General features: G+C 72.6%; 25 protein-coding genes. 15 read left to right on the top strand and 10 right to left on the bottom strand.

Translation table 11 applies throughout. From position 1 onward, the window contains the following. Positions 1-12: 12 nt before the first annotated feature. Positions 13-2,895 carry a hypothetical protein gene (locus ABT158_RS22945; RefSeq protein WP_352356410.1) on the bottom strand — a complete coding sequence of 961 codons (2,883 nt, stop codon included), beginning with the start codon at positions 2,893-2,895 and terminating at the stop codon, positions 13-15. A gap of 140 nt (positions 2,896-3,035) precedes the next feature. On the opposite strand from ABT158_RS22945, the gene ABT158_RS22940 reads away from it, so the two are divergent. Further along, the gene (locus tag ABT158_RS22940) at positions 3,036-5,777 is read left to right on the top strand and encodes a toll/interleukin-1 receptor domain-containing protein (protein WP_352356408.1); all 2,742 of its coding nucleotides are present in this window, start codon (positions 3,036-3,038) and stop codon (positions 5,775-5,777) included. 84 nt (positions 5,778-5,861) lie between these two features. Then, the gene (locus tag ABT158_RS22935; protein WP_352356406.1) at positions 5,862-6,581 is read left to right on the top strand and encodes a hypothetical protein; all 720 of its coding nucleotides are present in this window, start codon (positions 5,862-5,864) and stop codon (positions 6,579-6,581) included. Positions 6,582-6,591: 10 nt separating this feature from the next. Here the strand turns inward: ABT158_RS22935 and ABT158_RS22930 are convergent, their stop codons facing one another. After that, on the bottom strand, positions 6,592-7,188 hold the full coding sequence (locus ABT158_RS22930; protein ID WP_352356404.1) for a TetR/AcrR family transcriptional regulator: 597 nt from the start codon (positions 7,186-7,188) through the stop codon (positions 6,592-6,594). Between the two features lie 44 nt (positions 7,189-7,232). On the opposite strand from ABT158_RS22930, the gene ABT158_RS22925 reads away from it, so the two are divergent. Continuing rightward, positions 7,233-8,180 carry a GNAT family N-acetyltransferase gene (locus tag ABT158_RS22925; protein WP_352356402.1) on the top strand — a complete coding sequence of 316 codons (948 nt, stop codon included), beginning with the start codon at positions 7,233-7,235 and terminating at the stop codon, positions 8,178-8,180. A gap of 8 nt (positions 8,181-8,188) precedes the next feature. On the opposite strand, the gene ABT158_RS22920 is transcribed toward ABT158_RS22925, so the two are convergent. After that, complete coding sequence (locus ABT158_RS22920; protein WP_352356400.1) at positions 8,189-8,686, bottom strand: FBP domain-containing protein; 498 nt, start codon at positions 8,684-8,686, stop codon at positions 8,189-8,191. Positions 8,687-8,755: 69 nt separating this feature from the next. On the opposite strand from ABT158_RS22920, the gene ABT158_RS22915 reads away from it, so the two are divergent. Continuing rightward, positions 8,756-9,325: a TetR/AcrR family transcriptional regulator gene (locus ABT158_RS22915; protein ID WP_352356398.1), complete on the top strand. Its 570-nt coding sequence runs from the start codon at positions 8,756-8,758 to the stop codon at positions 9,323-9,325. Between the two features lie 21 nt (positions 9,326-9,346). On the opposite strand, the gene ABT158_RS22910 is transcribed toward ABT158_RS22915, so the two are convergent. After that, positions 9,347-9,853 carry an RICIN domain-containing protein gene (locus ABT158_RS22910; RefSeq protein ID WP_352356395.1) on the bottom strand — a complete coding sequence of 169 codons (507 nt, stop codon included), beginning with the start codon at positions 9,851-9,853 and terminating at the stop codon, positions 9,347-9,349. 106 nt (positions 9,854-9,959) lie between these two features. Here ABT158_RS22910 and ABT158_RS22905 point away from each other — a divergent pair, with 106 nt between their 5' ends. Then, the gene (locus tag ABT158_RS22905; protein WP_352356393.1) at positions 9,960-11,432 is read left to right on the top strand and encodes a pyridoxal phosphate-dependent decarboxylase family protein; all 1,473 of its coding nucleotides are present in this window, start codon (positions 9,960-9,962) and stop codon (positions 11,430-11,432) included. Between the two features lie 21 nt (positions 11,433-11,453). Here the strand turns inward: ABT158_RS22905 and ABT158_RS22900 are convergent, their stop codons facing one another. Next, positions 11,454-12,602 (bottom strand): SWIM zinc finger family protein, encoded by a 1,149-nt coding sequence (locus ABT158_RS22900; RefSeq protein WP_352356391.1) that lies wholly within the window; start codon positions 12,600-12,602, stop codon positions 11,454-11,456. Then, positions 12,599-15,322, bottom strand: coding sequence for an SCO1167/SCO6262 family helicase (locus ABT158_RS22895; protein WP_352356389.1), 2,724 nt, complete (start codon positions 15,320-15,322; stop codon positions 12,599-12,601). Before ABT158_RS22895 ends, ABT158_RS22900 begins: the two co-directional genes overlap by 4 nt. 101 nt (positions 15,323-15,423) lie before the next feature. Here ABT158_RS22895 and ABT158_RS22890 point away from each other — a divergent pair, with 101 nt between their 5' ends. The 4 genes from ABT158_RS22890 to ABT158_RS22875 are packed head-to-tail and all read left to right on the top strand — an operon-like array spanning position 15,424 to position 18,672. Beyond that, positions 15,424-16,041, top strand: a complete 618-nt coding sequence (locus ABT158_RS22890; RefSeq protein WP_352356387.1) for a DedA family protein — start codon at positions 15,424-15,426, stop codon at positions 16,039-16,041. Beyond that, the gene (locus ABT158_RS22885; RefSeq protein WP_352356385.1) at positions 16,025-17,125 is read left to right on the top strand and encodes a sensor histidine kinase; all 1,101 of its coding nucleotides are present in this window, start codon (positions 16,025-16,027) and stop codon (positions 17,123-17,125) included. Before ABT158_RS22890 ends, ABT158_RS22885 begins: the two co-directional genes overlap by 17 nt. After that, entirely contained in the window at positions 17,116-17,760 is a 645-nt protein-coding gene (locus tag ABT158_RS22880) for a response regulator (RefSeq protein ID WP_352356384.1), read from the top strand. The genes ABT158_RS22885 and ABT158_RS22880 overlap by 10 nt, the downstream gene beginning before the upstream one ends. A gap of 12 nt (positions 17,761-17,772) precedes the next feature. After that, the gene (locus ABT158_RS22875; protein WP_352356383.1) at positions 17,773-18,672 is read left to right on the top strand and encodes a GNAT family N-acetyltransferase; all 900 of its coding nucleotides are present in this window, start codon (positions 17,773-17,775) and stop codon (positions 18,670-18,672) included. On the opposite strand, the gene ABT158_RS22870 is transcribed toward ABT158_RS22875, so the two are convergent. Then, positions 18,651-19,592 carry an alpha/beta hydrolase family protein gene (locus tag ABT158_RS22870; protein WP_352356381.1) on the bottom strand — a complete coding sequence of 314 codons (942 nt, stop codon included), beginning with the start codon at positions 19,590-19,592 and terminating at the stop codon, positions 18,651-18,653. The genes ABT158_RS22875 and ABT158_RS22870 overlap by 22 nt on opposite strands. Before the next feature lie 161 nt (positions 19,593-19,753). On the opposite strand from ABT158_RS22870, the gene ABT158_RS22865 reads away from it, so the two are divergent. Both ABT158_RS22865 and ABT158_RS22860 read left to right on the top strand, forming a co-directional pair. Then, complete coding sequence (locus ABT158_RS22865) at positions 19,754-20,326, top strand: TetR/AcrR family transcriptional regulator (protein ID WP_352356379.1); 573 nt, start codon at positions 19,754-19,756, stop codon at positions 20,324-20,326. 60 nt (positions 20,327-20,386) lie between these two features. Next, positions 20,387-20,995, top strand: a complete 609-nt coding sequence (locus ABT158_RS22860; RefSeq protein WP_352356377.1) for a dihydrofolate reductase family protein — start codon at positions 20,387-20,389, stop codon at positions 20,993-20,995. An 89-nt stretch (positions 20,996-21,084) separates the two neighbouring features. Here the strand turns inward: ABT158_RS22860 and ABT158_RS22855 are convergent, their stop codons facing one another. Further along, the gene (locus tag ABT158_RS22855) at positions 21,085-21,759 is read right to left on the bottom strand and encodes a TetR/AcrR family transcriptional regulator (protein WP_352356375.1); all 675 of its coding nucleotides are present in this window, start codon (positions 21,757-21,759) and stop codon (positions 21,085-21,087) included. Between the two features lie 147 nt (positions 21,760-21,906). On the opposite strand from ABT158_RS22855, the gene ABT158_RS22850 reads away from it, so the two are divergent. The 4 genes from ABT158_RS22850 (at position 21,907) to ABT158_RS22835 (ending at position 24,558) form a co-directional block, all read left to right on the top strand. Further along, on the top strand, positions 21,907-22,251 hold the full coding sequence (locus ABT158_RS22850) for a hypothetical protein (RefSeq protein ID WP_352356373.1): 345 nt from the start codon (positions 21,907-21,909) through the stop codon (positions 22,249-22,251). A gap of 49 nt (positions 22,252-22,300) precedes the next feature. After that, positions 22,301-22,900: an SRPBCC family protein gene (locus ABT158_RS22845; protein WP_352356371.1), complete on the top strand. Its 600-nt coding sequence runs from the start codon at positions 22,301-22,303 to the stop codon at positions 22,898-22,900. Positions 22,901-23,022: 122 nt separating this feature from the next. Further along, positions 23,023-23,937, top strand: a complete 915-nt coding sequence (locus tag ABT158_RS22840) for an RNA polymerase sigma-70 factor (protein WP_352356368.1) — start codon at positions 23,023-23,025, stop codon at positions 23,935-23,937. 57 nt (positions 23,938-23,994) lie between these two features. After that, positions 23,995-24,558: an HIT family protein gene (locus ABT158_RS22835; RefSeq protein WP_352356366.1), complete on the top strand. Its 564-nt coding sequence runs from the start codon at positions 23,995-23,997 to the stop codon at positions 24,556-24,558. Between the two features lie 193 nt (positions 24,559-24,751). Here ABT158_RS22835 and ABT158_RS22830 read toward each other — a convergent pair whose 3' ends face one another. Next, complete coding sequence (locus ABT158_RS22830; RefSeq protein ID WP_352356364.1) at positions 24,752-25,843, bottom strand: IS630 family transposase; 1,092 nt, start codon at positions 25,841-25,843, stop codon at positions 24,752-24,754. A 43-nt stretch (positions 25,844-25,886) separates the two neighbouring features. Continuing rightward, on the bottom strand, positions 25,887-26,363 hold the full coding sequence (locus tag ABT158_RS22825) for a GNAT family N-acetyltransferase (RefSeq protein WP_352356362.1): 477 nt from the start codon (positions 26,361-26,363) through the stop codon (positions 25,887-25,889). Between the last annotated feature and the right edge of the window lie 85 nt (positions 26,364-26,448).

Genomic DNA, 26,448 nt, shown 5'->3' with positions numbered 1-26,448 from the left:
GTCCGGGTCGGGTCAGTACACCTCGATCTTGTTGGCGTTGACGTCGTCGAGCACCCCGATGATGTCGCTGTAGCGAGCCGAGGTGCCGGAGTCGATCGGCAGCGCCATCGTCTCCTGGGCGTAGATCATCGCGGCGCGTACGGTGCCCAGGCCCAGCCGCCTGGTCGTCGCCGAGTCGATCGCCGTCCCGGCGTTGACGCGCCTGGTCGCCAGGTTGAAGTACGTGCCCAGGGCGTGCTCGCGCAGCACGGTCTTGGGCCCGTTGGCGTCGTGGAAGGCGGAGTCGATCTCGGCCGCCGACAGGGCGCCGCTCCGGTCGCCGTCGTAGCGCTGGTCGGTGGCCTGGATGCGGGCCAGGTACTCGGCCGTCCACTGTCCTGAATGGTTCTTCCAGTAGCCCTTGGACAGCGGGTCCCTGGTGGGCGGAACGGCCGTGACCGTGGTCGTGGCCGAGTCCGAGACCGGGTCGAAGGTGCACGCCCCGCCGGTGTTCTTGTAGGTCACGGACACCTCGCCCGCGTACGCCGTGCCCGCCGTCGCCAGCAGCGTCGGCCGCGCGGTGAAGACGATGGTCCGTTCGCCGGACCTGGCGGGCAGGGCGCCCACGTTCCAGACCAGCGTCCTGGTGCCGTCGGCGTTGAGCGTGACCGAGTCCGGCTTCGGCCCGGCGCCCAGGTCGAGCGCCTTGCTGTAGTAGACGCCGGCGGGCAGCGTGCCGGTGACGACGGCGTCGGAGGCGCCGCCACCGCCGGTGTTCGCGTAGGCGAGGGTGTACGTGATCGCCTCACCGGCGTTGACCGTGGCCGTCGCCGTCTCGTTCACCGTCATCACCGGGGCGCGCACCGTGGTCGTGGCGCGGGCGGTGTTGTCGCTGGTGTACGGGTCGGGCACGCCGTTCGTGTCCTTCCCGGTCACCGTGACGGTGTTGGTGAGCACCGTGCCGTCGGTCGTGTCGCACGGCACCTGGTAGGCGAACTTCGGCGTGACGGTGTGCACGTCGTCCTTGTTCAGGTCGGGCACCGGGCGTTGCCGGGTGGTGCCGTCGGGCAGCGTGTCGGCGAGCGAGACGGCGGTGGCCTTGCCCGGCCCGAGGTCGGTGACGTCCACGGTGTAGGTCACGGTGTCCCCGCCGTCGGCTTCGGCCTGGTCGGCGGACTTGGTGACCTTCAGGTCGGCCTGCTGCGACAGGGCCAGGACCATCGCCTCCGTCATCTCGTGGAGCGTGCTGCGCGGCACCCCGTCGTTGAAGCCGTCGGCGTTGAGCCTGGGGTTGTACTGCAGGTGAGCCCAGTCGTCGTAGCCGTGCAGCGTCTGGGTGTCATCGGGGATGTTGCACCCCTTGCCCGGCAGGCCGATGGACTCGATGTAGTTGAGGTCGGCGGGGATGTCGCCCTCGGTGTTGCCCTTCTCCCCGTTCCAGTCGATCGGGCCGCTGCCGGCGGGCTCGACGTGGGGCTTGCCCTTGATCCCGTACACGGTGGAGCGGTCGGGGTGCGGCGTTCCGCGCACGCCGAGGTTCTCGTTCAGGTGCTTCTCCACGAGCCGGGTGGCGTCGGTGGTGCCGAGCGCGGTGCCGGCGGCCGTGCTGCTGTAGTCCATGGGCCGGGTCAGGTCGATGTCGGGGAACTGGAGCGCGTAGTTCATCACGCTCAGGTAATTGGGTTTGCAGTTGACCTCCTCGTCGCCGCCGTGGCCCAGGCTGAGCGTGTGCCCGAGCTCGTGCATGAAGGTCGAGGCCTGGGCGGCCCTCAGTCCGCCGACGTCGTTGATCGCCTGGACGCCCCACGTGCCGAGCGTCACGATGAAGTCGTTGCCGCCCTGCGGGCCGACGGCGTACCACTCGGAGTTGCCCGAGGAGTCGGGATCTTCGAGGTAGCTCTCGGCGAAGATCATGTAGCGGTACACGTCGCGTTTGGCCTTCAGGATGTTCGCGCAGTTCCCGTCGTTGCGGTCGGCGAGGGTGCCGAAGTGTCCTGTGCAGGGGCCGGCCGGTTCGCCGTTCTTCAGCTCGTTGAAGTCCACGAGTACCGGATCGGACCTCTCGAACCGGATGTTGGACGTCTTCGGCAGTTCCTCGTCCTTCAGCACGTGGAGAGTGACGCCCAGGTATTTGGTCGCCGCCGGATGGGCCGGGTCGGGGTGATAGGGGTCGACCGGTGCTCTGGCGAAGGCGTCCACGACGTCGCCGAGCCCGAACCAGTCGGGCTCGTTGTCCTTCATGTAGTCCGCTTCGACGAACAGGTCCTTGCGGTAGGGCAGCGCGTTGTACGGCGGGTCGCCCAGGGCCAGGTCGACGTGGTTGTCGTTGTTGACGTCGTAGCCCACGCCCGGCGTCTCCCAGGCGTTCATGATGCCGTCGCCGTCGCTGTCGGCGGCGCCGCCCGTGGTCCTGGCCAGCGTGATGCAGGCGGGTGTGGTGATGGTGAAGAAGCCGCGGGCCGAGTCGGGGCCGGTGGTCTCGCTCTCCCCCGACAGGGTCAGGGCGCCGGCGCCCTGTTCGGCGGTCAGGCCGCCGCCGGTGAAGACGCACGTGTCCAGGTCGAACTTGAGATCCAGGTAATCGCCGTTCTTGGCCCAGTGGATGACGTTGTTCTGGCTCAGGTCGTCCTGGTCCCACAGTTCCAGGTGGATGTCGACGGGATTCTGGCTGGTGTCGACCTTGGCCTTGTGGACCCAGTTGGTCCGGAAGTCGGGGCCGTGGGCGCAGCAGTAGTCGTCCTCGCCGTCGTACAGGGCCTCGTTCCCGATCTTGAATTTGGGGTAGTAGTCGTTGCCGCAGGACTCGCCCGCGCCCTCGTCGCACGACAGCTCGACCACCCGGTACAGGCTGACGGTGACCTCCACGGTCGCCGCCTGGGCCGGGCTCGGACCGAGATACGCCAACCAGGCCAGCACCAGTAACGATGCGGCTAACGCACGAATGCTTCTCATTCCGCGTCCCCTCCAGACTGTGCATCCAGCTCAGTATGCGAAGGCGCGAAACAGGGCGCTTGAGTAACCGGGTACTCAAGCCGCGCGTCTCTATCATCGTGAACGTGCCTGGCATCCGCGGGACTTCGACGCCGATTCCGTACGACTCCTTCATCTCCTACAGCCGGGCCGCCGACGGGCTGCTCGGTCCCGCTCTGCGTGATGGGCTGCACCAGTTCGCCCGCCCCTGGTACAAACTGCGGGCGTTGCGGGTCTTCTGCGACACCCGCAGCCTGTCGGCGTCACCGGGACTGTGGACGACGATCGAGGCCGCGCTCGACGCCTCGCGCTGTTTCGTCCTGCTGGCCTCTCCCGAGTCGGCGCGTTCGGTGTGGGTGCGGCGGGAGATCGAGCACTGGCGCTCGCTCGGACCGGGACGGCCCATCTTCCTCATGCTCACCGGCGGCGACCTCGTCTGGGACCACGCGGCCGGGCACTTCGACGAGACCCTGACCACGGCGCTGCCCGAGTCGCTGCTCACGTCGTTCACCGAGGTCCCCCTGTGGGCGGACCTGCGCTCGATCCGCAGCCAGAGCGACCTCTCGCTCAGCAACCCGGCCTTCCTCGACGCCGTGGCGACGCTCGCCGCCACCCTGCACGGCCGGGCCAAGGACGAGCTGGTCGGCGACGACGTCCGGCAGCACCGGCTGGCCCGGCGCTTCCGGCGGCTGTCGTGGACCGGGTTGTCCGTCCTCACCGCGGCGGCGGTCGTCGCGGCCGCCGTGGCCGTCCACGCGGCCGACGTCGCCGACGCCCAACGCGTCAGAGCCGACGCCGAGCGTGACCAGGCCCTGTCGTACCTGGCCAGTGATCGCGGCATCCAGGTCGGCGAGAGCGATCCGGTCGTCTCCGGCCTGTTGTCGGCCACCGCCTGGCACTTCGCCAGGACCCCCGAGGCCCGCTACGGCATGGTGGCCGCCCTGGCCTCCCCGGTGCGCGCCACCTTGGACAGTGGCTCCTACCACGGCGGCGCGGTGGCCTTCAGCCCGGACGGCCGGACCCTGGCCACCGGCGGCACGGACGGCACCACCCGCCTGTGGGATCCGGCGACCGGCCGGCCCGCCGGGCCTCCGATCAAGGACGGCGGTCTCGCCCTGGCCTTCAGCCCGGACGGCCGGACCCTCGCCGTCGCCGGCTTCGACGGGACGATCAGGCTGTGGGACCTGTCCACCAGGACAGCGGTCCCGCTCACGGGTCATCGGTCCGTCGTGTGGGCTCTGGCCTTCAGCCCGGACGGCCGGACCCTGGCCAGCGCGGGCCAGGATCACACTGCCCGGCTGTGGGACCCCGCCACCGGGAAACCCGTCGCACCACCTCTCGAAGGCCACACCGGCGAGGTCAGCGGGGTGGCGTTCAGCCCGGACGGCAAGATCCTCGCCACCGCCGGCCGTGACAAGATCGCCCGCTTGTGGAATGCCGCCACGGGAAGACCCGTCGGAAAGCCCCTCAAGGGCCACACCGACGAGATCCGAGCCGTCGCGTTCAGCCCGGACGGCCGGACCCTGGCCACCGGCGGCTACGACGGAGACATCCGGCTGTGGAACCCCGCCACCGGGAAACCCGTCGGACGACCTCTCGCAGGTCACACCGGCGCCGTCACCGGCCTGGCGTTCAGCAAGGACGGCAGGACCCTGGCCTCCGGCAGCTGGGACCAGACCGCCCGGCTGTGGAACCTGGCGACCCGGCGCCCGGCGGGCGACGCGTTCACCGGCCACAGCGGCTACGTCTTCGGCGTGGCCCTCAGCCCGGACGGCGGAACCCTGGCCACCGTCAGCGGGGACGGGACCACCCGGCTCTGGCGCGCCGCCGCCGGGCGGCCGGTCACCGGCCCGCTCACCGGCCACACGGGCGAGGTCTCGCAGCTGGCGTACAGCAACAACGGCGACCTCCTGGTCAGCAGCGGAGCTGACGCAACCATCCGCGTCTGGGACCGCCTGACCGGCAGGCAACTCGGCCCGCCGATCCGCGCCAGGCACCCGTACACATGGCCGGTGGCGATCAGCCCGGACGACAGGACGCTGGCCGTCGGTGACGACGACGGCGGTCTGCACCTGTGGGACCTGGCCACCCGGCAGCGGATCGGCACCCCCGTCAAGGCGGCGGCCGGCACCATCTCCGTGCTGTCGTTCAGCCCGGACGGCCGGACCCTGGCCATCGCCTCCGGCCAGGGAATCCTCCAGTTATGGGACCTCGCCACCCGCCGTCCGGTCACCGCTCCGACCAGGGCCCACAGCGACGTCCTCCACCGGATCGTCTTCAGCCGGGACGGCAGGATCATGGCCACCGTGGGAGGCGGCACGGCCAGGCTCTGGGACACCGCCACCCGGCGGCCGATCGGCGCCCCGATCGGGGGCTCCAGCGTCACCTGGCTGGCGTTGAGCCCGGACACCAGGCTCCTGGCCACCGTGGGAGAACAGGGAACGGTCAGGATCTGGGACCCGGCAGGCCGCCGCCCCCGGGGCGCCTTCAAGGACCGCACGGGCACCATCTCCACCGTCGAGTTCAGCCCGGACGGCCGGACGCTGGCCACCGACGCCGCCGCGGGCGTCCAGCTCTGGGACGCGGCCACGACGAAGCCGATCGGGAACCCGTTCAAGAGCGGCGAGGGCGCCGTCTCGTCGCTGGCCTTCAGCCCGGACGGCCGGACCCTGGCCGGCTCCTACGACACGGGAACGATCCTGCAGTGGAAGGTGGACGTCCCGGCGGATCCGTTCCCCGCGCTCTGCGCGGCGGCCGGTCGCTCGCTCACCGAGCAGGAGTGGGGCCGCTACCTGCCGTCCGGCACGCCCTACGAGAAGGTCTGCTGAAACCACGGCCGACCCCCTACAGCCGGAGGAGGATCACCCGTAAAGTCTGATCGTCGCAGTCGGCCGAGGAATGGAACCCCCCGGATGAAGGCACGTGTCGTCGCGATCATGCAGGTGCGGTGGGTGCGGCTGTTCGCGGCGGCGCTCGTCGGCGCCGTCGTGGGCCTGGCGATCTTCGAGATGACCGAGGCGGGCGGCCGGTGGATCTTCGTCGTCACCGGTGCGGTCGCCGGCATGGCCGCCGTGATCATGGTCCAGTTCTATGCCAGGACGGCCAGGCTGACCGAGGTGAAGGTCACCGTGCCGCAGCTCAGCGAGCTCACCTTCCTGGTGAACAACGAGAGCCGCCAGGTGGCCTGGCACCTGTTCGTCGAGACCGTCACCCGGGTCTCCGTCCAGTCGCTCGACGACGAGGAGGGCCTGGTCAGGGAGGCCATGAACTCTCTGTACGGCCTGTTCGCCACCACCCGCGACGCCCTCAAGACCAGCCGCCCCTCAGCCCCCGTGCCAGGCGGGCAGACCGTGGAGTACTTCGCGATCTCGATGCTGAACAAGGAACTGCGCCCGTTCCTGTCCAAGTGGCACCCGCTGCTGACCGCCTGGGAACGGGCGCATCCCGGCGAACCGGAGTCGTCCTGGCCCGGCGACCAGGAGTGCCGCGCCCATCTGCGCCTGCTCCAGTCCGCCATCTCCGCGTACGCGGAGGGCTTCGGCCACCTCGCCGGCATCCGTGACCCGCAGACGCTGATCGCGGGCATGACGCCCGCCGGGTCGCAGGTCCCTCCGACCGCCGGGATGACCTGAACGCCACGGGCTAAGGGCGGGCCGCGATCGAGGAGAGGAAGCCGTCGAGCAACGCGACCTGGGCGTCCTCGGGGAAGCGGCCGGGGTCGAACAGTGCCTGGACGACGAGCCCATGGGTGAAGGCCACCGCGCCGGCCGCCAGCCGTTCGGGGTCGGCATCCTGGGGCAGTTCGCCGAGGTCGCGGGCGGTCTCCAGGTGCGCGCGCAGCGCCGAGCGCAGCCGGGTGTAGCGGGCGGCCTGACCGGCGCCGAGGTCGTCGTCGGCCAGGGCCAGGTCCCATGAGCTGACCCAGATGCGGTTGCGGGCGACGTCGGCCGGGCCCAGCGGCAGGATGTCGAGCAGCGCGGCCCTGAGCGCCGCCAGGCCGGCGGCGGGGGGCTCGCGGCGGGGGCGGGCGGCCGTGCGCCGCTCCAGCAGGTCGAGCGCGTGCCCGACCAGGGCCCGCTTGGTGGGGAAGTAGTGCATGAGCAGGCCGGTCGACACGCCCATGGCGGCGGCGACGGCGCGCAGCGTCAGCCCGCCGAACCCCTTGTCGGCCAGCACCTGCCAGACCGCCTGCGAGACGTCCTCACGGCGGGCTTCACGGTCTCCTGCGGCGGGCGGCATGCTGCTACCTTACATACCGAACGCTCGTTACGTACCTTGGGACGGTGTCCGTGTTCGCACTTCCGCTCGGCGACGAGGCCGAGCTCCGCCCGCTGGAGCCCTGGCGGGCCCAGGAGTTCCTCGATCACATCGACCGGGCCCGCCCGTCGGTGGACCCGTGGATCCCGTGGGCCGAGCGCAGCACCGACCTGGCCTCGGCGACGGCCGTCCTGCAGCGCTACGCCGACGACCAGGCCGCCGACGGCGCCCGCATCTACGGGATCTGGCTGGCCGGCACGCTGGTCGGCGGCGTGATGTTCACCCGGTTCGAGGCGGTCTCGGGGGTGTGCGAGATCGGCTGCTGGCTGGAGCCGGCCGGCGAGGGCCGGGGGCTGGTGACCCGGGCCTGCCGGCTGCTGATCGACTGGGCGTTCGCCGAGCGCGGCATGGCGCGCGTGGAGTGGTGGGTCTCACCGGGCAACACGCGCAGCATCGCGGTCGCGCGCCGGCTCGGCATGACCCGCGACGGCGTGCTGCGCAGCCGTTTCCCCCACCGGGGCGAACGGCACGACAGCGAGGTCTGGTCGCTGCTGGCCGGCGACGCGCCCGCCGGCGGCGTCAAGGCCGAGCTCGACCGGCTGATGGCTGCCTTCCTGGACGCCTTCACCAACACCGACGGGCGCCGCGCGGACGTCGGCGCGGTCCGGGAGCTGTTCGTCCCGCAGGCGGTGATCGTCAACAACACCGGGCCCGAGCCCGTGGTGCACGACCTGGACGGTTTCGTCGAGCCCCGGCAGCGCATGCTGACCGACGGGACGCTGACGGAGTTCCGCGAGTGGGAGGTGGCCGAGCGCACCGAGATCTTCGGGTCGGTCGCCCAGCGGTTCAGCGACTACCGCAAGTCCGGCGTCCGGGACGGCGTGCGGTTCGCGGGCGGGGGCCGCAAGACCACCCAGTTCGTCCGGACGCCCGCCGGGTGGCGGATGAGCTCGATGGCCTGGGACGACGAGTAGCGGGCGGGTCAGGCGGCCACCTTGTCCAGGAAGGCGCGCACGTTGCCGTTCGCGCGGGCGACCTTCTCGGCCGGCGTCAGCGACTCGTCCACGACGCCGGCGCCCGCGGCCTCCTTCTTGCCGCGCAGGTAGAGGGGGCAGGCCAGGTCGGCGCACAGGTACTGCCCGACGGTGTTGCCCTGGCGGCCGGGCTCGCCGGTGCGGCGGGCGGTCATCAGGGCGACGCCGCCGCCGGTGTGCGTGGTCAGGCAGAAGGAGCACATGCTGCGCGCGGTGAAGGAGCGCGAGGCGCCGGAGGTGACCCGCAGGGCGACGCCGACCAGGGAGCCGTCGGCCTCGGCCACCAGGTAGGCGCGCTCGGGGGCGCCGGGATCCCGCCAGCCGAGGAAGTCGAGGTCGTCCCAGGGCAGGTCGGCCAGGTCGCGGGGCAGGCCGGCGCGTTTGGCCTCGCCTTTGGAGCAGTTGATGAACGACGTGCGGATGTCGTGTTCGGTCAGGGGTCTCATGAGTGTGGAGGCTAGCTTTTCTTAACGGTAGTATGCAAATACTTAAAGGCTGTAAGAAGGGGTGCTGCCGTGGCCCGCGCGGGAGTGACCGTCGACCGCCTGACCAGGGCGGCCGCGGACCTGGCCGACGAGGTCGGCTTCCAGAACGTGACCGTCTCCGCGCTCGCCCGCGGTTTCGGCGTCAAGCCCGCGGCCCTGTACGCGCACGTCAAGGACATCCGGGAGCTGCGGGTCAGGGTGGCCGAGCTGGCCCTGGGCGAGATGGCCGACCGGGCCGCCGCCGCGCTGGCCGGCCGGTCGGGCAAGGAGGCGCTGGTGCCCTTCGCCGCGGCCTACCGCACCTACGCCAAGGAGCATCCGGGCCGGTACGCCGCCACCCAGCTGGAGCTGGACTCCGAGTCGCTGGACGTCTCCGCGGGCCGCCGGCACGCGGAGCTGACGCGGGCCGTCCTGCGCGGCTACGACCTGGCCGAGCCCGACCAGACCGACGCGCTGCGCATGCTGAGCAGCACGCTGCACGGTTACGTGACGCTGGAGATGGCCGGCGGGTTCCGCCGCCATCCCCGCGAGGTGGACGCCTCCTGGTCCAGGGCCCTGGACGCCCTGGACGCGGTGCTCAGGAACTGGCCGCCGGCCTGAGCGCCCGGTCAGAGCGCGGGGTCAGACCGCGGCCCACAGCTGTGCCTTGTTGGTCAGCCCCGGCGAGCAGGGGAAGATCTTGACGAAGGTGTCCAGGGTGTCCAGGCAGCTTCCCGGCGCCAGGGACGAGCGGATCTGGTTGAACCCCGACCCCTTGACGAACGGCACCCCGCCCAGCGTGAACCAGCGGACGGCGGGGTCGGCGTCGCCGCAGGCCCGTTCCACCACCTGCGCGCCGAAGCCGGCCGCGTCGGCCGCCACGCAGAGCCTGGTCAGCGGGTTGCGCAGCACGAACGAGTCGCCGGCCAGCGGGACGATCTCCCACCGCTGCTCGTTGACGTCGTGGCAGGTGAAGCGCTGCAGCCGGGCGCCGGGGACGAAGATGTCGTCCTCGGTCCGGATGTCGAGGCATTTGCTCTGTTCGGCCTCCTTGACGTGGACCGGGGTGGCGGCTTGCGCGGCGGCGGGGACGAGGCCGAGGGCCAGTGCCACGCCCAGGGCGGACACGATCCGGAGCGGGTGTCGCATGCGGGTCTCCTTGTGGTCGGCGGGGTTCCTGTCCTCAGGGGCGTTCCATGGCGTTCCATCGCGGTGTCCGCCGGCCGCGGCGCCGTCGGTGCCGCACAGTGGCCGGATGAATGATGCGACGAAGGACCCGGCCCTGTCCGGCGGCGTGGGCGGGGCGGCCGCGCTGGAGCCGCTGCTGCGGGACGTGCTGGCCGCCCTGGCCGAGGGCGCGCGGCGGCGCGGCGGCCCGCTGCCCGCCCGCACGCCCCAGGAGCTGGCCGCCGAGGTGGCGCGGGCGTTCGCGCCGGAGGGGGAGCGGCTGGGGGCGCTGACCGAGCTGCTGGCCTACGGGAGCGCTGATCCGGCCGATCCGTTCTGCGCGGCGCACCTGCACTGTCCGCCGCTGGCGGTGGCGGTGGCGGCCGATCTGGCGGTCTCGGCGCTCAACCCGTCGCTGGACTCCTGGGACCAGGCGCCGGCCGCGACCGCGCTGGAGACGGCGCTGCTGGCCGAGCTGGCCGGGCTGGTGGGGTTCGGGGCGGCCGCGGCCGGCGTGCTGACCTCGGGCGGCACCGAGTCCAACCTGATGGGCCTGATGCTGGCCAGGGATCTGGCGGTGGGCCGGTCGGCGGGCGTCCGGGCGGAGCTGTCGGGCCTGCCGGGCGGGGGCCCGCGGCTGCGGATCTTCGCCTCCGAGGCCGCGCACTTCTCCACGCGGCGGGCCGCGGCGCTGCTCGGGCTGGGTGAGGACGCGGTCCTCGCCGTCCCGGTCGACCGGGAGCTGCGGATGGAGGCCGCCGCGCTGGCCGGGGTGTTGCGGGCGAGCGCCGGGCGCGGTGAGTTGCCGGTGGCGGTGGTGGCCACGGCGGGCACCACGGACACCGGGGCGATCGACCCGTTGCGCGCGTGCGCGTCGCTGGCCGCCGAGCACGGCGCCTGGCTGCACGTCGATGCCGCCTACGGCGGTGGCGCGCTGCTGTCGGACCGGCTGGCCCCGCTCCTGGACGGTCTCGCGCTGGCCGACTCGGTGTCGCTGGACTGGCACAAGCTCGGCTGGCAGCCGGCCGCGGCCGGGGTGTTCCTGGTGCGCCGGGCCGAGACGTACGCCTCGCTGGCCCGGCGGGCGGCCTACCTCAACCCGGCCGACGACGAGGAGGCCGGTTACCCGAGCCTGCTGGGGTTGTCGTTGCGCACCACGCGCCGGGCCGACGCGTTCAAGATCCTGGTGACGCTGCGCACGCTGGGCCGGTCGGGGCTGGGCCGCCTGGTGGACGCCTGCCACGACCTGGCCCGGCACGGCGCGGCGGCGGTGCGCGCCCATCGGCGGCTGGAGCTGCACGCCGATCCGGTGCTGACCGCGTTGCTGTTCCGGTACGTGCCGGCCGATCCGGCGCGTTCGGACGAGGTGAACGCGGGGCTGCGGCGCAGGCTGCTGCGGGAGGGCAGGGCGGTGGTGGGCCGGACCGAGCTGCCGGGGACGGGCCCGGGCCGGGTCCGGCTCAAGCTCACCCTGCTCAACCCGCACGCCCGGCCGGGCGACCTCGACCGGCTGCTGGCCGTGGTCGCCGCGGCGGGCGAGGCCGAGGAGTCGGCCCCCTGACGCCGTTCGCGCCTGCCGGGATCAGGTGAGCAGGGTGGACGGGTCGCGTTCCGGCGGGCCGGCGGGCCACCAGTGGCCGTCGTGCTCGGTGAAGGGGTACCAGCGGCCGTCGCGGCCGTAGCGGATCTGGCGGGGGCCGAGGGTCCAGCGGTTGCGCCAGGTCTCCAGCTGGGGCGGCGGGTCGCCGTCCCAGCCGGACTGCAGCAGCGCCTGGGCTCTGGCCAGGTCCTGGCGGGCCGGGGTCCAGGGGGTTTCGAGCACGTCGAGCCCGGGGGCGCCGCCGTACCGCCAGGCCTGGACGGCGGCGTCCAGGCCGAGGTCGAGGTCGTGCTCGGCGGCCAGGCGGACGCGGTCCTGGTACTCGGTCAGCGGTTCCAGGTGGCCGTGCAGCAGGAGCTGGCGGGCGCGGCCGGCGGCGGAGGCGGCCAGCACGGCCAGGGCGGCGACGTCCACGCCGGGTGCGGGGTCGAGGGCGAGGGGGGTGAAGGCGGCCTCGCGCGGGGGCGGTTCGGGCAGCGGCGGCTCGCCGAGCGCGAACGCCTGCGCGGCGGGCACCCCGCCGGAGGCGTCCGGCCCGGTGGTCGCGCCGCCGGGCGCGCGGGCGGGGGCCGGGACGGGCAGGTCGCGGTTCTGCAGGGCCTCGATCAGCTCCTGTTCGCCGCGTCCGCGCAGCAGCAGCAGGACGAACGGGTCGCCGTCCAGCAGCCAGGACGCCTGGTAGCACAGGGCGGCGGCGTGCTTGCACGGGTGTCCCCAGTCGGGGCAGGAGCATTCGGGCTCCAGGTCGCCGACGGTGGGCAGCAGCGGCACGGCGGCGTCCTCGGCGGCCTCGACCAGGTCGTGCGGGACGTCGCGGTCGAGCAGGGCGGCGATGTGCCCGGCCTGGGCGGCGACCTGGTCGAGGAACCGTTCCCAGGCGGCGTCGGTGAGCTGTTCGACGCGGACGACGGTGTCGTACTCGTGCTCGGTGACGGCGGCCAGCCGGCCGGGGCTGACGGTGATCGGGCCGACCTGGCCGGTCTTGGCGTAGGCGCGGCCCTTGCGCAGCAGGGTCTGGTCGAGCGAGGTGTCCTCCAGGGCCTTGATCCACGCCTGGCCCCACCAGGTGGTGGCGAAGCGGGCGCCGGCGCGTTGCGGGGGGAAGGCGGCGAATCCGCGTACGGCGGTCATCTGAGCTCCACGAGTGCGGCGAGTTCGGCGTCGGTCAGCTCGGTGAGGGCGGCCTCGCCGGAGGCCAGGACGGCGTCGGCGAGCGAGCGCTTGGCGCCGAGCATGGCGGCGATGCGGTCCTCGATCGTGCCTTCGGCGATGAGCCGGTGCACCTGGACGGGCCTGGTCTGGCCGATGCGGTAGGCGCGGTCGGTGGCCTGGTCCTCCACGGCGGGGTTCCACCAGCGGTCGTAGTGGATGACGTGGTCGGCGCGGGTGAGGTTCAGGCCGGTGCCGGCGGCCTTGAGGGAGAGCAGGAAGACGGGGACGTGGCCGTCCTGGAAGCGGGCGACCATCTCCTCGCGGCGGGCGACCGGGGTGCCGCCGTGCAGGAGCTGGTTGGCGACGCCGCGACCGGACAGGTGGCGTTCCAGGAGCCTGGCCATGGCGACGTACTGGGTGAACACCAGCACGGCGCCGTCCTCGGCGACGATCGTGTCGACGAGCTCGTCGAGCAGTTCCAGCTTGCCCGAGCGGCCGGTCAGGCGGGGGGACGATTCGTGCAGGTAGTGGGCGGGGTGGTTGCAGATCTGTTTGAGCCCGGTCAGCAGTTTGACGATCAGGCCGCGCCGGGCCATGCCCTTGGCGTTCTCGATCTGGGTCATGCTCTCGCGGACGACGGCCTCGTACAGGGCGGCCTGTTCGGTGGTGAGGGGGACGGGCCGGTCGGTCTCGGTCTTGGGCGGCAGTTCGGGGGCGATGCCGGGGTCGCTCTTGCGGCGGCGCAGCAGGAACGGCCCGACGAGCCGGGCCAGCCGGGCGGCGGTGTCGGCGTCGCCGGACTCGACCGGTTTGGCCCAGCGGGTCCTGAAGCGGGTCAGGGGGCCGAGCAGGCCGGGGGTGGTCCAGTCGAGGATGGCCCACAGTTCGGACAGGTTGTTCTCCACGGGGGTGCCGGTGAGGGCGACGCGGGCGCCTGCGGGGATCTCGCGCAGCGCCTTGGCGGTGCTGGAGGCGGGGTTCTTGACGTGCTGGGCCTCGTCGGCGACCAGCAGCCCCCAGGGGTGGGCGCCCAGGGTGGCCGCGTCCAGGCGCATGGTGCCGTACGTGGTGAGCACGAACCCGTCGTCGGCCAGGGTGCGGGCGTTGCCGTGGTAGCGGCGGACCGGGACGCCGGGCGCGAACTTGGTGATCTCGCGTTCCCAGTTGCCCAGCAGCGAGGCGGGGCAGACCACGAGGGTGGGGCCGGTGCCGGCGCGGTGCAGGTGGAGCGCGATCAGGGTGATGGTCTTGCCCAGGCCCATGTCGTCGGCCAGGCAGCCGCCGAGGCCGAGCGAGGTCATCCTGGCCAGCCAGCGCAGTCCTTGGAGCTGGTAGTCGCGCAGGGTGGCGGCCAGGCCGGGCGGCGGCGGCACGGGTTCGGGGTCGGTGAGCCGGTCGCGCAGGTCGGCGAGCCAGGCGGTGGGTTCGACGGTGATCTGTTCGGGTTCGTCCCCGCCGTCGATCTCGACCGTGCCGGTCAGGGCCGCGCCGAGCGCCTGCAGGCCGGTCAGGGGCTTGAGGTCGCGCTGGCGGGCCTTGCGGGCCAGCGCGGGGTCGATGAGCACCCATTGGTCGCGCAGCCGTACGACGGGCCGGTGGGACTCGGCCAGCAGGTCCATCTCGGCGGCGGTCAGCGGGGAGCCGCCGAGCGCGAGCCGCCAGTTGAAGCTGGTCAGGTGGTGGCCGCCGAGGAAGGAGGGCAGGTCGGAGGGCGCGCTGTCGCGTTCGCCGACGACGGCCTGGGCGCTCAGGCCGCGGACCAGGGAGCGCGGCCAGTGGACCTCGACGCCGGCGGCGGCCAGCCGGTCGGCCGCGCCGGTCAGCAGGTCCGCCACGTCGCCGTCGGTGAGGGCGAGCTCGTCGGGGACGGCGTGCTCCAGCAGCCGTTCCAGGCGGGGCCAGGAGCGGGCGGCGCGGCGCAGGGCGAGGGTGACCTCGATCCTGGCGCGCAGGCCGAACCCGGGGTCGCGGCCCTGCCACAGGTCGGCGGCGTCCACGACGAGCGAGGGGTCGGCCAGGCCGTGCACCTGGACGACGGCCCGGAACTCGGCCTGGGCCAGGTCGTCGGCCTCCAGCCGGAGCGAGAGCCGTACGCCGGAGTCGAGCCCGGCCGAGACCTCCTCGGCCCAGGGGCGCAGGTGGGGCACCTTGACGGGCTTGACGGCGGCGAAGGCGGTGGTGCCGGTGGCGCGTACGGCTCCGGGCGAGCGCGGCATGGCGTCGGCCACGGCGTCGAGGAAGGCGCGCACCAGGGGCTCGGCGTCGGGCAGCAGCAGGTCGCCCACGGGGATGGCGCGGGCGGCGGCGGGCATGGCCGCGGCCAGCTCGCGCACGCGGCGGGCGTCGGCGGCGTCGAGGGGGCCGGCGCGCCAGGAGTCGTGGCCGTCGGGCGAGACGGCGGGCAGGATGCGGCCGCGGGTGACGAGCTGGAGGGCGACCAGCGCGACGGCGCCCCAGAAGCGGGTGGCCGGGTGGGCGGCGGCGTCGGCGCGGGCCCTGGCCAGCACGGCGACGGCGTCGGCGACGGGGATCTCGGTGACGGCGCGCTCGCGCGCGCGGGGCCGGCCGTCGTCGCCTGGTTCGATCACCGTGGCCGTGCCGTCGCCCTGGTCGTCGAGGAAGACCAGGTGGCCGGACCTGGGGGGATCGCCGGGACGGAAGATCGCTGGGTGTCGCGCCAGATCCGGAAGAGCACTCATAGGCCGTACAGTGTACGGTACATCGGGGTGTGGTTTACCACAGAGCACATCGGCCGCCCGCCTCATTACCGCCATAACGGATCATTCGTAGCCTGGGTGACATGACGGATTGGTTGATTGCGTTGACGGAGAACCTCGGCGCCTTCGGGGCCGGGCTGGCGATCATGCTGGAGAACCTGTTCCCGCCGCTGCCCAGCGAGGTGATCCTGCCCCTGTCCGGCTTCACCGCCAGCAGGGGCGAGCTGGACCTGCTCGACGTGCTGGTGTGCACGACGCTCGGCTCGGTCGTCGGGGCGCTGGCCCTGTACGGGGTGGGCGCGCTGCTCGGCCGCGAACGCACGCTGGCCATCGCCGCCAAGCTGCCGCTGGTCAAGGTGAGCGACATCGAGAAGACCGAGGCGTGGTTCCTGCGGCACGGCCGCAAGACCGTGTTCTTCGGCCGGATGATCCCCATCTTCCGCAGCCTGATCTCCGTGCCGGCGGGTGTGGAGCGCATGCCGCTGGTGACGTTCACCCTGCTCACGACGGCCGGCAGCGCCATCTGGAACACCATCTTCGTGCTTGCGGGATACTTTCTCGGCGAGAACTGGTCGCTGGTCGAGGCGTACGTGGGGATCGGCACCTACGTGGTGATCGGCCTGGTGGCGCTGGCGATCGCGGTCTTCGTCGCGGTACGGCTGACGGAACGGCGTAAGGGAAGGCATGCGAACCGCCGCTGAGGGGCTGAGGGTGCTGGGCGCGGTGGTCCTGGGCGGGCTGACCGCCCTGGCCGGCGCGCTGTTCCTGCTGCTCACGCTGCCCTTCCTGGGGCGGCCGCGGGTGCGGGCGCTGGCGGCGGGGCTGGCCGCCTTCGAGGCGCGCCGCCTGCGCCTGGACACCGCCGCGCTGGACGCGCTGTCCGGCTGGGACACCCGACCGGCGCGCTACCTGGCCGCCAGGATCCCGGCCGGGGTGCTGGGCGGGCTGGTGGTGGCGCTGCTGATCCTCGGCGCGCGCGCCGCCATCCTGCTGCTGGGGGCCTGGGCCCGCGGCGAGCCGTACGACGGGATGACGCCGACGCCGCCGCTGGTGCTGTACTTCCTGGTCGGCGGCTGCGTGTTGCTGTTCATCGCCGTGTCGGGGCTGGTGGGGGTGCACGCGCTGGAGCGGCGGCTGGCCGGACGGCTGCTGGGGCCCGACCGTACCGAGGCGCTGGAGCGCCGGATCGCCGAGCTGGCCGAGAGCCGGGCCGGGATCGTGGCCGCGGTCGACTCCGAGCGCCGCCGGATCGAGCGTGACCTGCACGACGGGCTGCAGCAGCGCCTGGTGGCGCTGTCGATGCTCATCGGGCGGTCCCGGCGGGGGCGTCCCGAGCTGCTGGAGCAGGCGCACGAGCAGGCCCAGCAGGCGCTGGCCGAGCTGCGCGAGGTGGCCTGGCGGGTGTACCCGAGCGGGCTGGACTCCCTCGGGCTGGGCGAGGCGCTGGCCGGGGTGGCCGAACGCGCGGGCGTGCCGGTCAAGGTGACGTGCGACCTGCCGACCCGGCCGCCGATGGCGGTGGAGACGGCGGCGTACTTCGTGGTGAGCGAGGCGGTGACCAACGCCGCCAAGCACGCGGCCGCCACGACGGTGACGGTCGAGGTCAGACAGGAGGACGACAGGGTGCTCGTACGGGTGAGCGACGACGGCACGGGCGGCGCGCGCCCCTCGGGAGGCGGCCTGTCGGGGCTGGCCCGGCGGGTGGCGGCGCTGGACGGCGCCTTCGAGGTGGTCAGCCCGCCCGGCGGCCCGACGACGGTGGCGGCGGGGCTGCCGTGCGGGTGATCCTGGCCGAGGACTCCACGCTGCTGCGCGAGGGTCTGGTACGCCTGCTGGGCGAGGAGGGCCACGAGGTGCCGGCCGCCGTGAGCGACGGCGAGGCCCTGGTGGCGGCGGTGGCCGAGCACGCCCCCGACGTCGTGGTGGTCGACGTGCGCATGCCGCCCACCCACACCGACGAGGGGCTGCGGGCGGCGCTGGAGATCCGGCGGCGCTGGCCGCGGGTCAAGGTGCTGGTGTTGTCGCAGTACGTGGAGAAGCGGTACGCCACCGAGCTGATGAGCGCCGACGTCGAGGGCGTGGGCTATCTGCTGAAGGACCGGGTGGCGCAGGTCGGCGACTTCCTGGACGCGCTGGAGCGGGTGGCGGCGGGCGGGGCGGCCTTCGACCCGGAGGTGGTGCGGCAGTTGCTGGCCCGTACCACGCAGGTCGATCCGCTGGCCCGGCTGACCGCGCGCGAGCGGGAGGTGCTGGAGCGCATGGCCCAGGGCATGACCAACGCCTCGATCGCCGGGCAGCTGCACGTGTCGCAGAGCGCGGTGGAGAAGCACGTCAACTCACTGTTCGACAAGCTGGGCCTGTCGCAGGCCAGCGGGTACAGCCGCCGGGTGCTGGCCGTCCTGCACTTCCTGAAGTCCTGAAGGGGGATCTTGGTGCGTCCGCGCGTCTTTCGTCACGAGGACCTGCCGCGGCTGCGGTCGGTCCTGTCGGAGTGGATCGCCGAGGCCGGGCGGTGCGGCTACGACCACGCCGGTGAGCTGCCGCACCGCGTCTATGACAACCTGCGCGACCGCCGTCCGGCCGCCGAGTCGGTCCGGCTGTGGGAGGACGCCGGCGGCCTGGCCGGGATCGCGCTCCTGCTGCGGTTCGGCTGCGCCTTCGACGTCTTCGCCGCGCCCCGGCTGCGCGGCGGGCCGGCGGAGCTGGACATGCTGGAGCAGGCGGCCGGCGCCACCGCGCGCCTGATGGACCCGGCCGAGCCGTACGTGCTGACCGACGTCCTGGACTGCGACGCCGCCCGGATCGGCCTGCTGGGACGGGCCGGTTTCGCGCGGTTCCGGGTGTGGGACCACGTCAACGAGCGCGACCTGCGCGGCCCGCTGCCCGAACCGGGCGCGCCGGCCGGGTTCGAGGTGCGGCACGCCGTGCCGGACGACGCCCCGGGCCTGGCCGAGGCGCGTAACGGGGCGTTCGGCGACGACTGGACCGGGCCGCTCTACCGTTCTGCGGTGATGGAGCGGCCCGGCTACGACCCGGCCGACGAGATCGTGGTCCAGGCGCCGGACGGCCGGATCGCGGCCTTCGCGGTCGGCTGGCTCGACGGGCGCAACGCGATCGGCCACTTCGAGCCGGTCGGCACCCATCCGGCGTTCCGGCGGCGGGGCCTGGCGCGGGCGGCGATGCTGCACGCGATGCGCCGCATGCGGGCGCTGGGCATGACGGCGGTGACGGTGAACCACGACGCCGACAACGTGGCCGCCCGCGAGCTGTACCGTTCGCTGGGTTTCGTCCGCCGGCACGAGACCTACGGCTACCGGCGTCCGGCCGGCTGACCGGCCTGCTTGCCGTCGATCCGGCCCAGGGGGTGGGGGGCCGCTTCCAGGGCGGCGCGGGCGGCGGGCCAGGCGGGGTCGCCGGGGTTCAGGGCGGTGCGCAGGTAGGCGGTGGTGAGCCGCTGCAGCAGGGCCAGGCGTTCGGGGCTCTCGTCGGTGGTCTCGGCGACGTGGTGCCCGGCGACGCCGCCGAGGGTGTGCTCGGCGCCGAACAGCGTCAGCAGGCTCTTGTCGCCGGGGCTGTGGTGGTAGCCGTCGGTGAACCAGTCGGGTCCGCGCGTCGACAGGGGCGAGTCGTCCTTGTCGCCGGCGACCAGCAGGGCCGGGGCCTTCATGAACGCGAAGGCGGGGTTCATGAAGGGGAAGTGCTCGGCGGCGAACGGCGACAGGTCCTGTCCGCCGGTGCCGGGCAGGGCGAGCAGCACGCCGGCCGTGACGCGCGGGTCGGACAGGTCCTGCCCTGGCCGTCCGTCGGCGTCCAGGATGCGGGCGCCGAGGAGCATGCTGGCGCTGTGGGCTCCCCAGGAGTGGCCGGCGACGGCGACGCGGCCGCGGTCCAGGCGTCCGGCCAGGCCCGGCAGGGCTTTCTCCAGGACGTCGAGGCCGTCGATGACGCGCCTGAGGTCCTCGACCCTGATGCGCCAGACGTGGGGGGTGCGGGGGTCGTCGGCGGGGAGGGCGAGGGTGCGGGAGTCGAGGTGGGTGGGTTGCAGGACGGCGAAGCCGTGGGCGGCCCAGTGGTCGGCCAGGGGGGCGTAGCCGTCCATGGACCAGCCGTGGCCGTGGGACAGGACGACGACGGGCAGGCGGTCGCCGGTGGCCGGGGCCGAGACGCGGACCTGGAGGTCCTGGCCCCGTCCGGGGGCGTCCAGGACGACCGGCCGGACCGACACGACGGGGGCGGTGGGCGATGCGGGCATGGTGCTGCCTTCCGGGTGGAGTTGCCGCAGGTGGGCGTGGGAGAGGGCAGGGCTTGGCCGTCGGGCCTTCGCTCTGGCATGATGTGCAAGCGGGACCGTGTCCCGTTTCCGACGATACGGGACCGTGTCCCGTTTAGCAATCCGACCCTGGGAGGAACGGCGTGGAGGAGTCGCGTCCGAAACGCGCCGATGCGCGGCGCAACGAGGAGAACCTGCTGCGCGCGGCCGCCGCGGTGTTCGTCGCCTCGGGCGTGGAGGCGCCGATCCGCGACATCGCGGCCGAGGCCGGCGTCGGCACCGCCACGATCTACCGCCATTTCCCCACGCGGGCCGACCTCGTCATCGCCGTCTACCGCCACCAGGTCGAGTCCTGCGCCGCGGCCGGTCCGGCCCTGCTGGCCGCCGGCCCGAGCCCGTACGCGGCGCTGCGGGAGTGGATCGGCCTGTTCGTCGACTTCCTGGTCACCAAGCACGGGCTGGCCGCGGTGCTGCAGCCGGACAACACCGGTTTCCAGGCGCTGCACGCCTACTTCCTCGACCGCCTGGTGCCGGTGTGCGCGCAGCTGCTGGAGGCCGCGGCGGCCGCCGGCGAGATCCGGTCCGATCTGGACGCCTTCGAGCTCATGCGCGGCGTGGGCAACCTGTGCATCGGGGCCGAGGCCGATCCCCGTTACGACGCCCGCCGCCTGGTCGGGCTCCTGGTCGCCGGACTCGGCCGGGAAGGAAGACCTTAAGAGATCCGTAAGCCGGTCCGGCGAGACTGCAGGCACATCCCGAGACGCATGGAGAACATCATGAGGAAGATCAGCGCGAACCTGTTCATCTCGCTCGACGGCGTCGTCCAGGACCCGGCTGACTGGCACTTCCCGTACTTCAACGACGAGATGGGCGCGGCGGTGACGGCGCAGATGGCCGACACGCTGCTGCTGGGGCGCGAGACGTACGACAGCTTCGCCGGGGCCTGGCCCGAGCGCGAGGCGGCGGGCGGCGAGGACGCCGACTTCGCCAGGACGATCGGCGACGCGCGCAAGATCGTGGTCTCCCGGCAGCCGCTGGAGTTCACCTGGCGCAACTCCGAGCTGCTGCAGGAGGACCTGGTCAAGGGCGTGACGGCGCTGAAGGCCGAGCCGGGCGGTCCGATCGCGATGAGCGGCTCGGTCTCGGTGGTGCGGCAGCTCCTGGCCGCCGGGCTGCTGGACGAGCTGCACCTGCTGGTGCACCCGATCGCGGTACGCAAGGGCGAGCGGCTGTTCGACGAGGGCGACAGCCCGATCCCGCTGGAGCTGGTCAGCTCGCAGACGTTCACCACCGGCGTGCTGTACCTGGTCTACCGGCCGGCCGGGGCGGCCGGTGAGGGCTCCTACGACGACGCCAAGACCCACCTGCCCCAGGACGTCCGGTAACGCACCCTGCCTGTTGCGACAAGCCCGGCCTCGCCTTCCGCGGCGGGCCGGGCCTTTCGTGTGCGCGCGAGGGTCGGCGGGTCAGCGGGTCAGCAGGTCAGCAGGTCGTCCAGCTCGGCGGCGAAGAGGAGGGCGGGGTCGAAGCCCATGCCGGCGAAGTGGCCGGCCAGCTCCAGGGACAGCACGCCGTGGATCCGGGTCCAGAAGCTGAGCGCCCGGTGCAGGACGGCGGGCGGGGCGGGGTGGTCGCCGGCCCAGGCGCGGCGGGCGGCCAGGTGGTGGTCGAGCGGGCTCTCGGGGTGCCGGGGCGGAGCGGCCGAGGCGGCGTCGAGCAGGAGGGTCATGATCTGGGAGGAGATGGCGGTGATGTCGTCGGGGGCGTGGTAGCCGGGGACGGGGGTGCCGTAGATGAGCAGGTAGCGCTGGGGGTCGCGCAGGGCCCAGTCACGCACGGCATGAGCCAGCCCGGCCAGCCCGGCGCCCCCCTCTTCGCCACTCCCTTCGGCGGCCTCTGCGGCGGTTGAGCGGAGGGTGTCGGCGAGGCTGCGGTAGGCGTCGCGGATGAGTTCGGTGATGAGCTCGTCGCGGTTGGCGTAGTAGCGGTAGAGCGCGGGGCCGCTCATGCCCATCTGTTTGGCGATCGCGTTGAGGGACAGCGCGGAGGCTCCCGTCGTGGCGATCTGCTGCCAGGCGTGTTCCTTGATCTCGGCCCGGATCTGGGCGCGGTAGCGCTCGCGCGGGGTCGCCGTGCCGGTGTCCGCCATGCCGTGCCGCCTTCCGCCGCTACACCCAGGAGATTTAGTTAGAGGCTATCACGAACGTTGTTGACACTTCTTTCCCTGTGCAGTTATAACTTCTAACGAACGCATGAGCTTCTAGCCGTTCGCATCCGTCCAGGTGAAGGGAACGTCATGACCACGTACCAGCCGTCCACCCGCCCCGGTCGTCGTACGCCGGTGGCGGTGAGCGTCGCCGCCTGGGCGGTCGCCGTCATGATCGTCGGCCAGTTCGCGCTGCTGGCGATCGTTCCGGTCGCGGTCGTGCTGGTCGGCGCGCTGCGCCACGCCCGGGACCGGCTGGTCCGGTGGGCGGTCGTGCTGGTCGCCCTCGCCTACGCGGCGCCGCTCGCCGTGTGGGTGGCCCGGCCCGGCGGGGCGCCGAGCCTGTCGAAGGACATGCACCCCGCCTTCGCCGTGCTGATCGTCGCCGCCTGCGCCGCGCTCGTCGCGGCCATCGTGCGGGACGGACGGCGCTGACGGCGTCCCCGCCATCCCCCTTCTTCGATCCCTCAACGAGAGGAACACCATGTTCAGCAACGTCCGCGTCGCCTCGATCCTGATCCCGCTCGCCGTGGCCGGCGTCCTGGCGGGCAACGTCCCGGCCGCCCACGCCACCGCCGGCGCGGCCCAGTGCCGGGGGGAGGGGGTCGACGCCTCCGCCCGCATCCGCTACCGGGCCGACATCGTCATCAACGCTCCGCTGAGCAGGATCTTCGGCCTGCAGACGCGTGTGGAGCAGTGGCCCGACTGGCAGCGGCCCGTCCTGTCCAGCAAGCGCCTCGACCACGGCCCGCTGCGTCCCGGCTCGTCGTGGCGGTGGACCACGCCCGCTCCGGCCACCGCCACCACCCCGGCCACCACCATGCACATCACCTCCACCCTCCGGCGCGTCAAGCGCGACGCCTGCCTGCTGTGGACCGGCCCGGCGGTCGGTAAGGGCGTGCGCATCGACCGGGGCGTGCACCTGTGGACGTTCACCAAGGTCAAGGGCGGTGTGCGCGTGCACACCGAGGAGACCTGGACCGGCGACCAGGTCGAGGCCGACGTGGCCACCGCCACCAAGCTCCTCGGCGCGGGGCTGGAGGCATGGCTGCGCGACCTGAAGGCCGCCGCGGAGTCCCGCTGACCACGGGCGCGATGTGACGGGCGCGATGTGACGGGCGCCACTGTCCCCGGATGTCACGCGGCGGCGGCGACCGGCGTCTGGTGCGTGTGGCAAGGTCGAGAACCGACAGGCGGGAGCACACGATGGACACCAGCGTCGAACCAGCGGACCAGGCCGACCAGGCCGACCAGGCCGACAGCGCGACCCGGACGTTCGTCGAGCATCGCAACCTGCTGTTCACCGTCGCCTACGAGATGCTGGGCTCGGCCGCCGACGCCGAGGACATCCTGCAGGAGACCTGGTTGCGGTGGGCGTCGGTCGAACTGGAGTCGGTGCGTGACCGGCGCGCCTTCCTGGTCCGCATGGTCACCAGGAAGGCGCTGACGCGGCTGCGCACGATGCGCCGGCGCAAGGAGTCCTACGTCGGGCCGTGGCTGCCCGAGCCGCTGCTGACCTCGCCGGACGTGGCCGAGGACGTCGAGCTGGCCGAGAGCGTCTCGATGGCCATGCTGCTGGTGCTGGAGACGCTCCATCCCACCGAGCGCGCGGTGTTCGTGCTGCGCGAGGTGTTCGGCCTGGAGTACGACGAGATCGGCGAGGCCGTCGGCAAGACCCCGGCGACGGTGCGGCAGATCGCCCACCGCGCCCGGGGGCATGTGGCCGCACGCCGTCCCCGGGCGAGCGTGTCGGCCGAGCAGGCGCGTCAGGCGCTGGCGGCCTTCCAGCGCGCGATCGAGACCGGCGACCTGCAGCGTCTGCTCGACCTGCTGGCCCCTGACGTCGTCCTGCTCACCGACGGCGGCGGCGTGGTGCGGGCGGCGCTCGCGCCGATCGAGGGCGCGGCCACGGTGGCCGGGGTGCTGTCCAGGATCGCCGGGACGGCCCGCCTGCGCCCGGCCCACGTCAACGGCCATCCGGCGCTGCTCGTCGAGCTCGACGGCGAGATCGACAGCGTCGTGGCGATCCGCCTGGACGGCGGCCTCATCAGCGGCCTGTACGCCGTGCGCAACCCCGGCAAGCTGTCCCGGATCGGGCACGAGACCGTCGTGAGCCGCTGACCGGCCGCGGGGAAATCCGGGTGCGGCCGCCGTCTGTCGTCGCTGATCATGACCGGTATGGAAGCGTGTGTGTTCTGCGAGATCGTCGCCGGGCGGGCCGCGGCAAGCGTGGTCCACGGCGACGACGACGTCCTGGCGATCCTCGACCTTCATCCGGCCACGCCCGGTCACGTCCTGGTGATCCCGCGCGCACACGTCCGCGGCCTGGCCGAGGCCGGTGACGCGATCGGCGGGCCGATCTGGCGGGCGGCCCGGCGGGTGGCGGCCGCGCTGCGGGCCTCGGGGCTGCGTTGCGAGGGGGTGCGGCTGTCGCTGGCGGACGGCGAGGCCGCCGGTCAGGACGTCTTCCACCTCCACCTGCACGTGGTGCCGCGCTTCGCGGGCGACGGCGTGGTGGTCAGCGCCGAGTGGCGCAGCCGCTCGCGCGCCCGGCTCGACCAGGACGCAGCGCTGATCCGTGCCGCTCTGCCCCGCTGCCCCGCTGACCCGCTGACCTGGCGTCGGCCGCGGCACCGGGACGTCGTCATGCTCCCCGCATGTTCCGCGAGGCCCGGCTTGACGACTTCGAGCACATCGTCCGCCTCTACCGGCAGTTGCAGCCGGATGACCCGGATGTCGTGAACGGGCCCGACGCGGCGGTCTTCCGGCAGATCCTCGCATCCCCGCGCTGCGTCTCTTCGTGCTGGAACTGGACGGGGCCGTCGTCTCGGCGGGGCGCCGGCTGGGCAAGCGGATCATGGCCGCCACCCTGCAGGCCGCAGGGGAGGCCGGCTGTTACAAGGCGATGCCGATGACAAGCTCGGCCCCACGCCTTCTACTGTCCTGAGTCGGGAATTCTGTTCAGATATCCGGCGAGGCGTTCGAGGATCTCGTCGGCGGTCTTGGTCCAGACGTAGGGCCGCGGCTCGGTGTTCCAGGTCGAGATCCAGTCGCAGATGTCCTTCTCCAGGGCCTGGACGGACTTGTGCACGCCGCGACGGATCTGCTTGTTCGTCAGCTCGGCGAACCACCGCTCCACGAGGTTGAGCCAGGACGACCCGGTCGGGGTGAGGTGCAGATGGAACCGCGGGTGGGCGACCAGCCAGGTGCGGATCGCGGGCGTCTTGTGCGTGGCGTAGTTGTCGAGCACGAGGTGGATGTCCAGGTCCGCGGGGGTCTGCTTGTCCAAGGTGATCAGGAACTTCTTGAACTCCTCGGCGCGGTGACGGCGGTGCAGGGACCCGATGACCTTGCCGGATGCGATCTCCAGGGCGGCGAACAGGGTCGTGGTGCCGGCCCTGACGTAGTCGTGGGTCACGCGCTGCGGGATTCCGGGCATCATCGGCAGCACGGGCTGGGCGCGGTCCAACGCCTGGATCTGCGACTTCTCCTCCACGCAGAACACCAGCGCCCGCTCGGGCGGATCCAGGTAGAGCCCGACGACGTCGTGGACCTTGTCCACGAAGTACGGGTCGGTGGACAGCTTGAACTCCTCGACCCGGTGGGGTTGCAGGCCGAACGCCCGCCAGACCCGCGAGACCGTCGACTGCGACATGCCGATCTCCTTGGCCATCGACCGGGTCGACCAGTGCGTCGCGTTCTTCGGTGTGCTCTCCAAGGTCTTGGTCACCAGTGCCGCGACCTGCTCGTCGGTCACCGATCGGGGCCCGCCCGAGCGTGGCATGTCACCCAGGCCCGCGATCCGATGCTCGACGAATCGGGCCCGCCACCGCCCGACCGCGTGAGGCGTCGACCCGAGCCGCTGCGCGACGTCCTTGTTGGTCGCGCCCGTCGCGCACTCCAGGATGATCCGGCATCGCAACGCCCACGACTGCGGCGTCGACCTGCGCCGCACCCAACCCTCCAGCGCCGCCCGCTCGTCCTCGGACAACACCAGCTCGGCCTTCGGCCGCCCCGTACTCGCCATGACACCAGCATAGAGTTATGAACAGAATTCCTGACTCAGGATGCTAGAGGCGGCGACGCATTTCTACGTTGGGGACGACGACCCCACGGACCGTGTTGTCCGGGCGATGGGCGACCACAGTGAATCCGAGGCGTTCGAACGCAGGCTGAGCACTCCGACTGGCCAAGGTCCGCAGTTCGGTGAGCCCACGGGCACGCGCCTCGCGCATGATGGCAGTGAGCAGGGCGCGTGCAACACCCCTGCCCCCTGATCGTGGATGAACGAACAGCATGTCAACCAAGCCGTCCGGCAGCAGGTCCGTGAACCCCACGACAGTGTCATCAACTTCTGCCACCAGGGTCGACGCTTCTTGCCGCCGCCTGTCCCAATCGCTCAGGTCGGTGCGAGCGGGGCCAGCCCATGCGTCCACCTGGCGCGGTCCGTAAACCAACGAGGCCGTTTGGCGAATCGCGGCTTGGAAGACATCGAAGGTCGCTGTGGCGTCATCTGGGCCTCGGTATGCGCGAATATCACACGTCATGAACCCAGCCTACATATATGGACAGAACTCCTGACTCAGGACACTACCGCGTCTGCGGCTTCTCCGGCGACGCCAGGCACGCGTA

Source organism: Nonomuraea sp. NPDC001636, from assembly GCF_040298265.1.
Classification (GTDB): Bacteria; Actinomycetota; Actinomycetes; order Streptosporangiales; family Streptosporangiaceae; genus Nonomuraea.
Note: the sequence above shows the minus strand (reverse complement) of the source record. Positions and strands in the feature narration are given on the sequence as shown.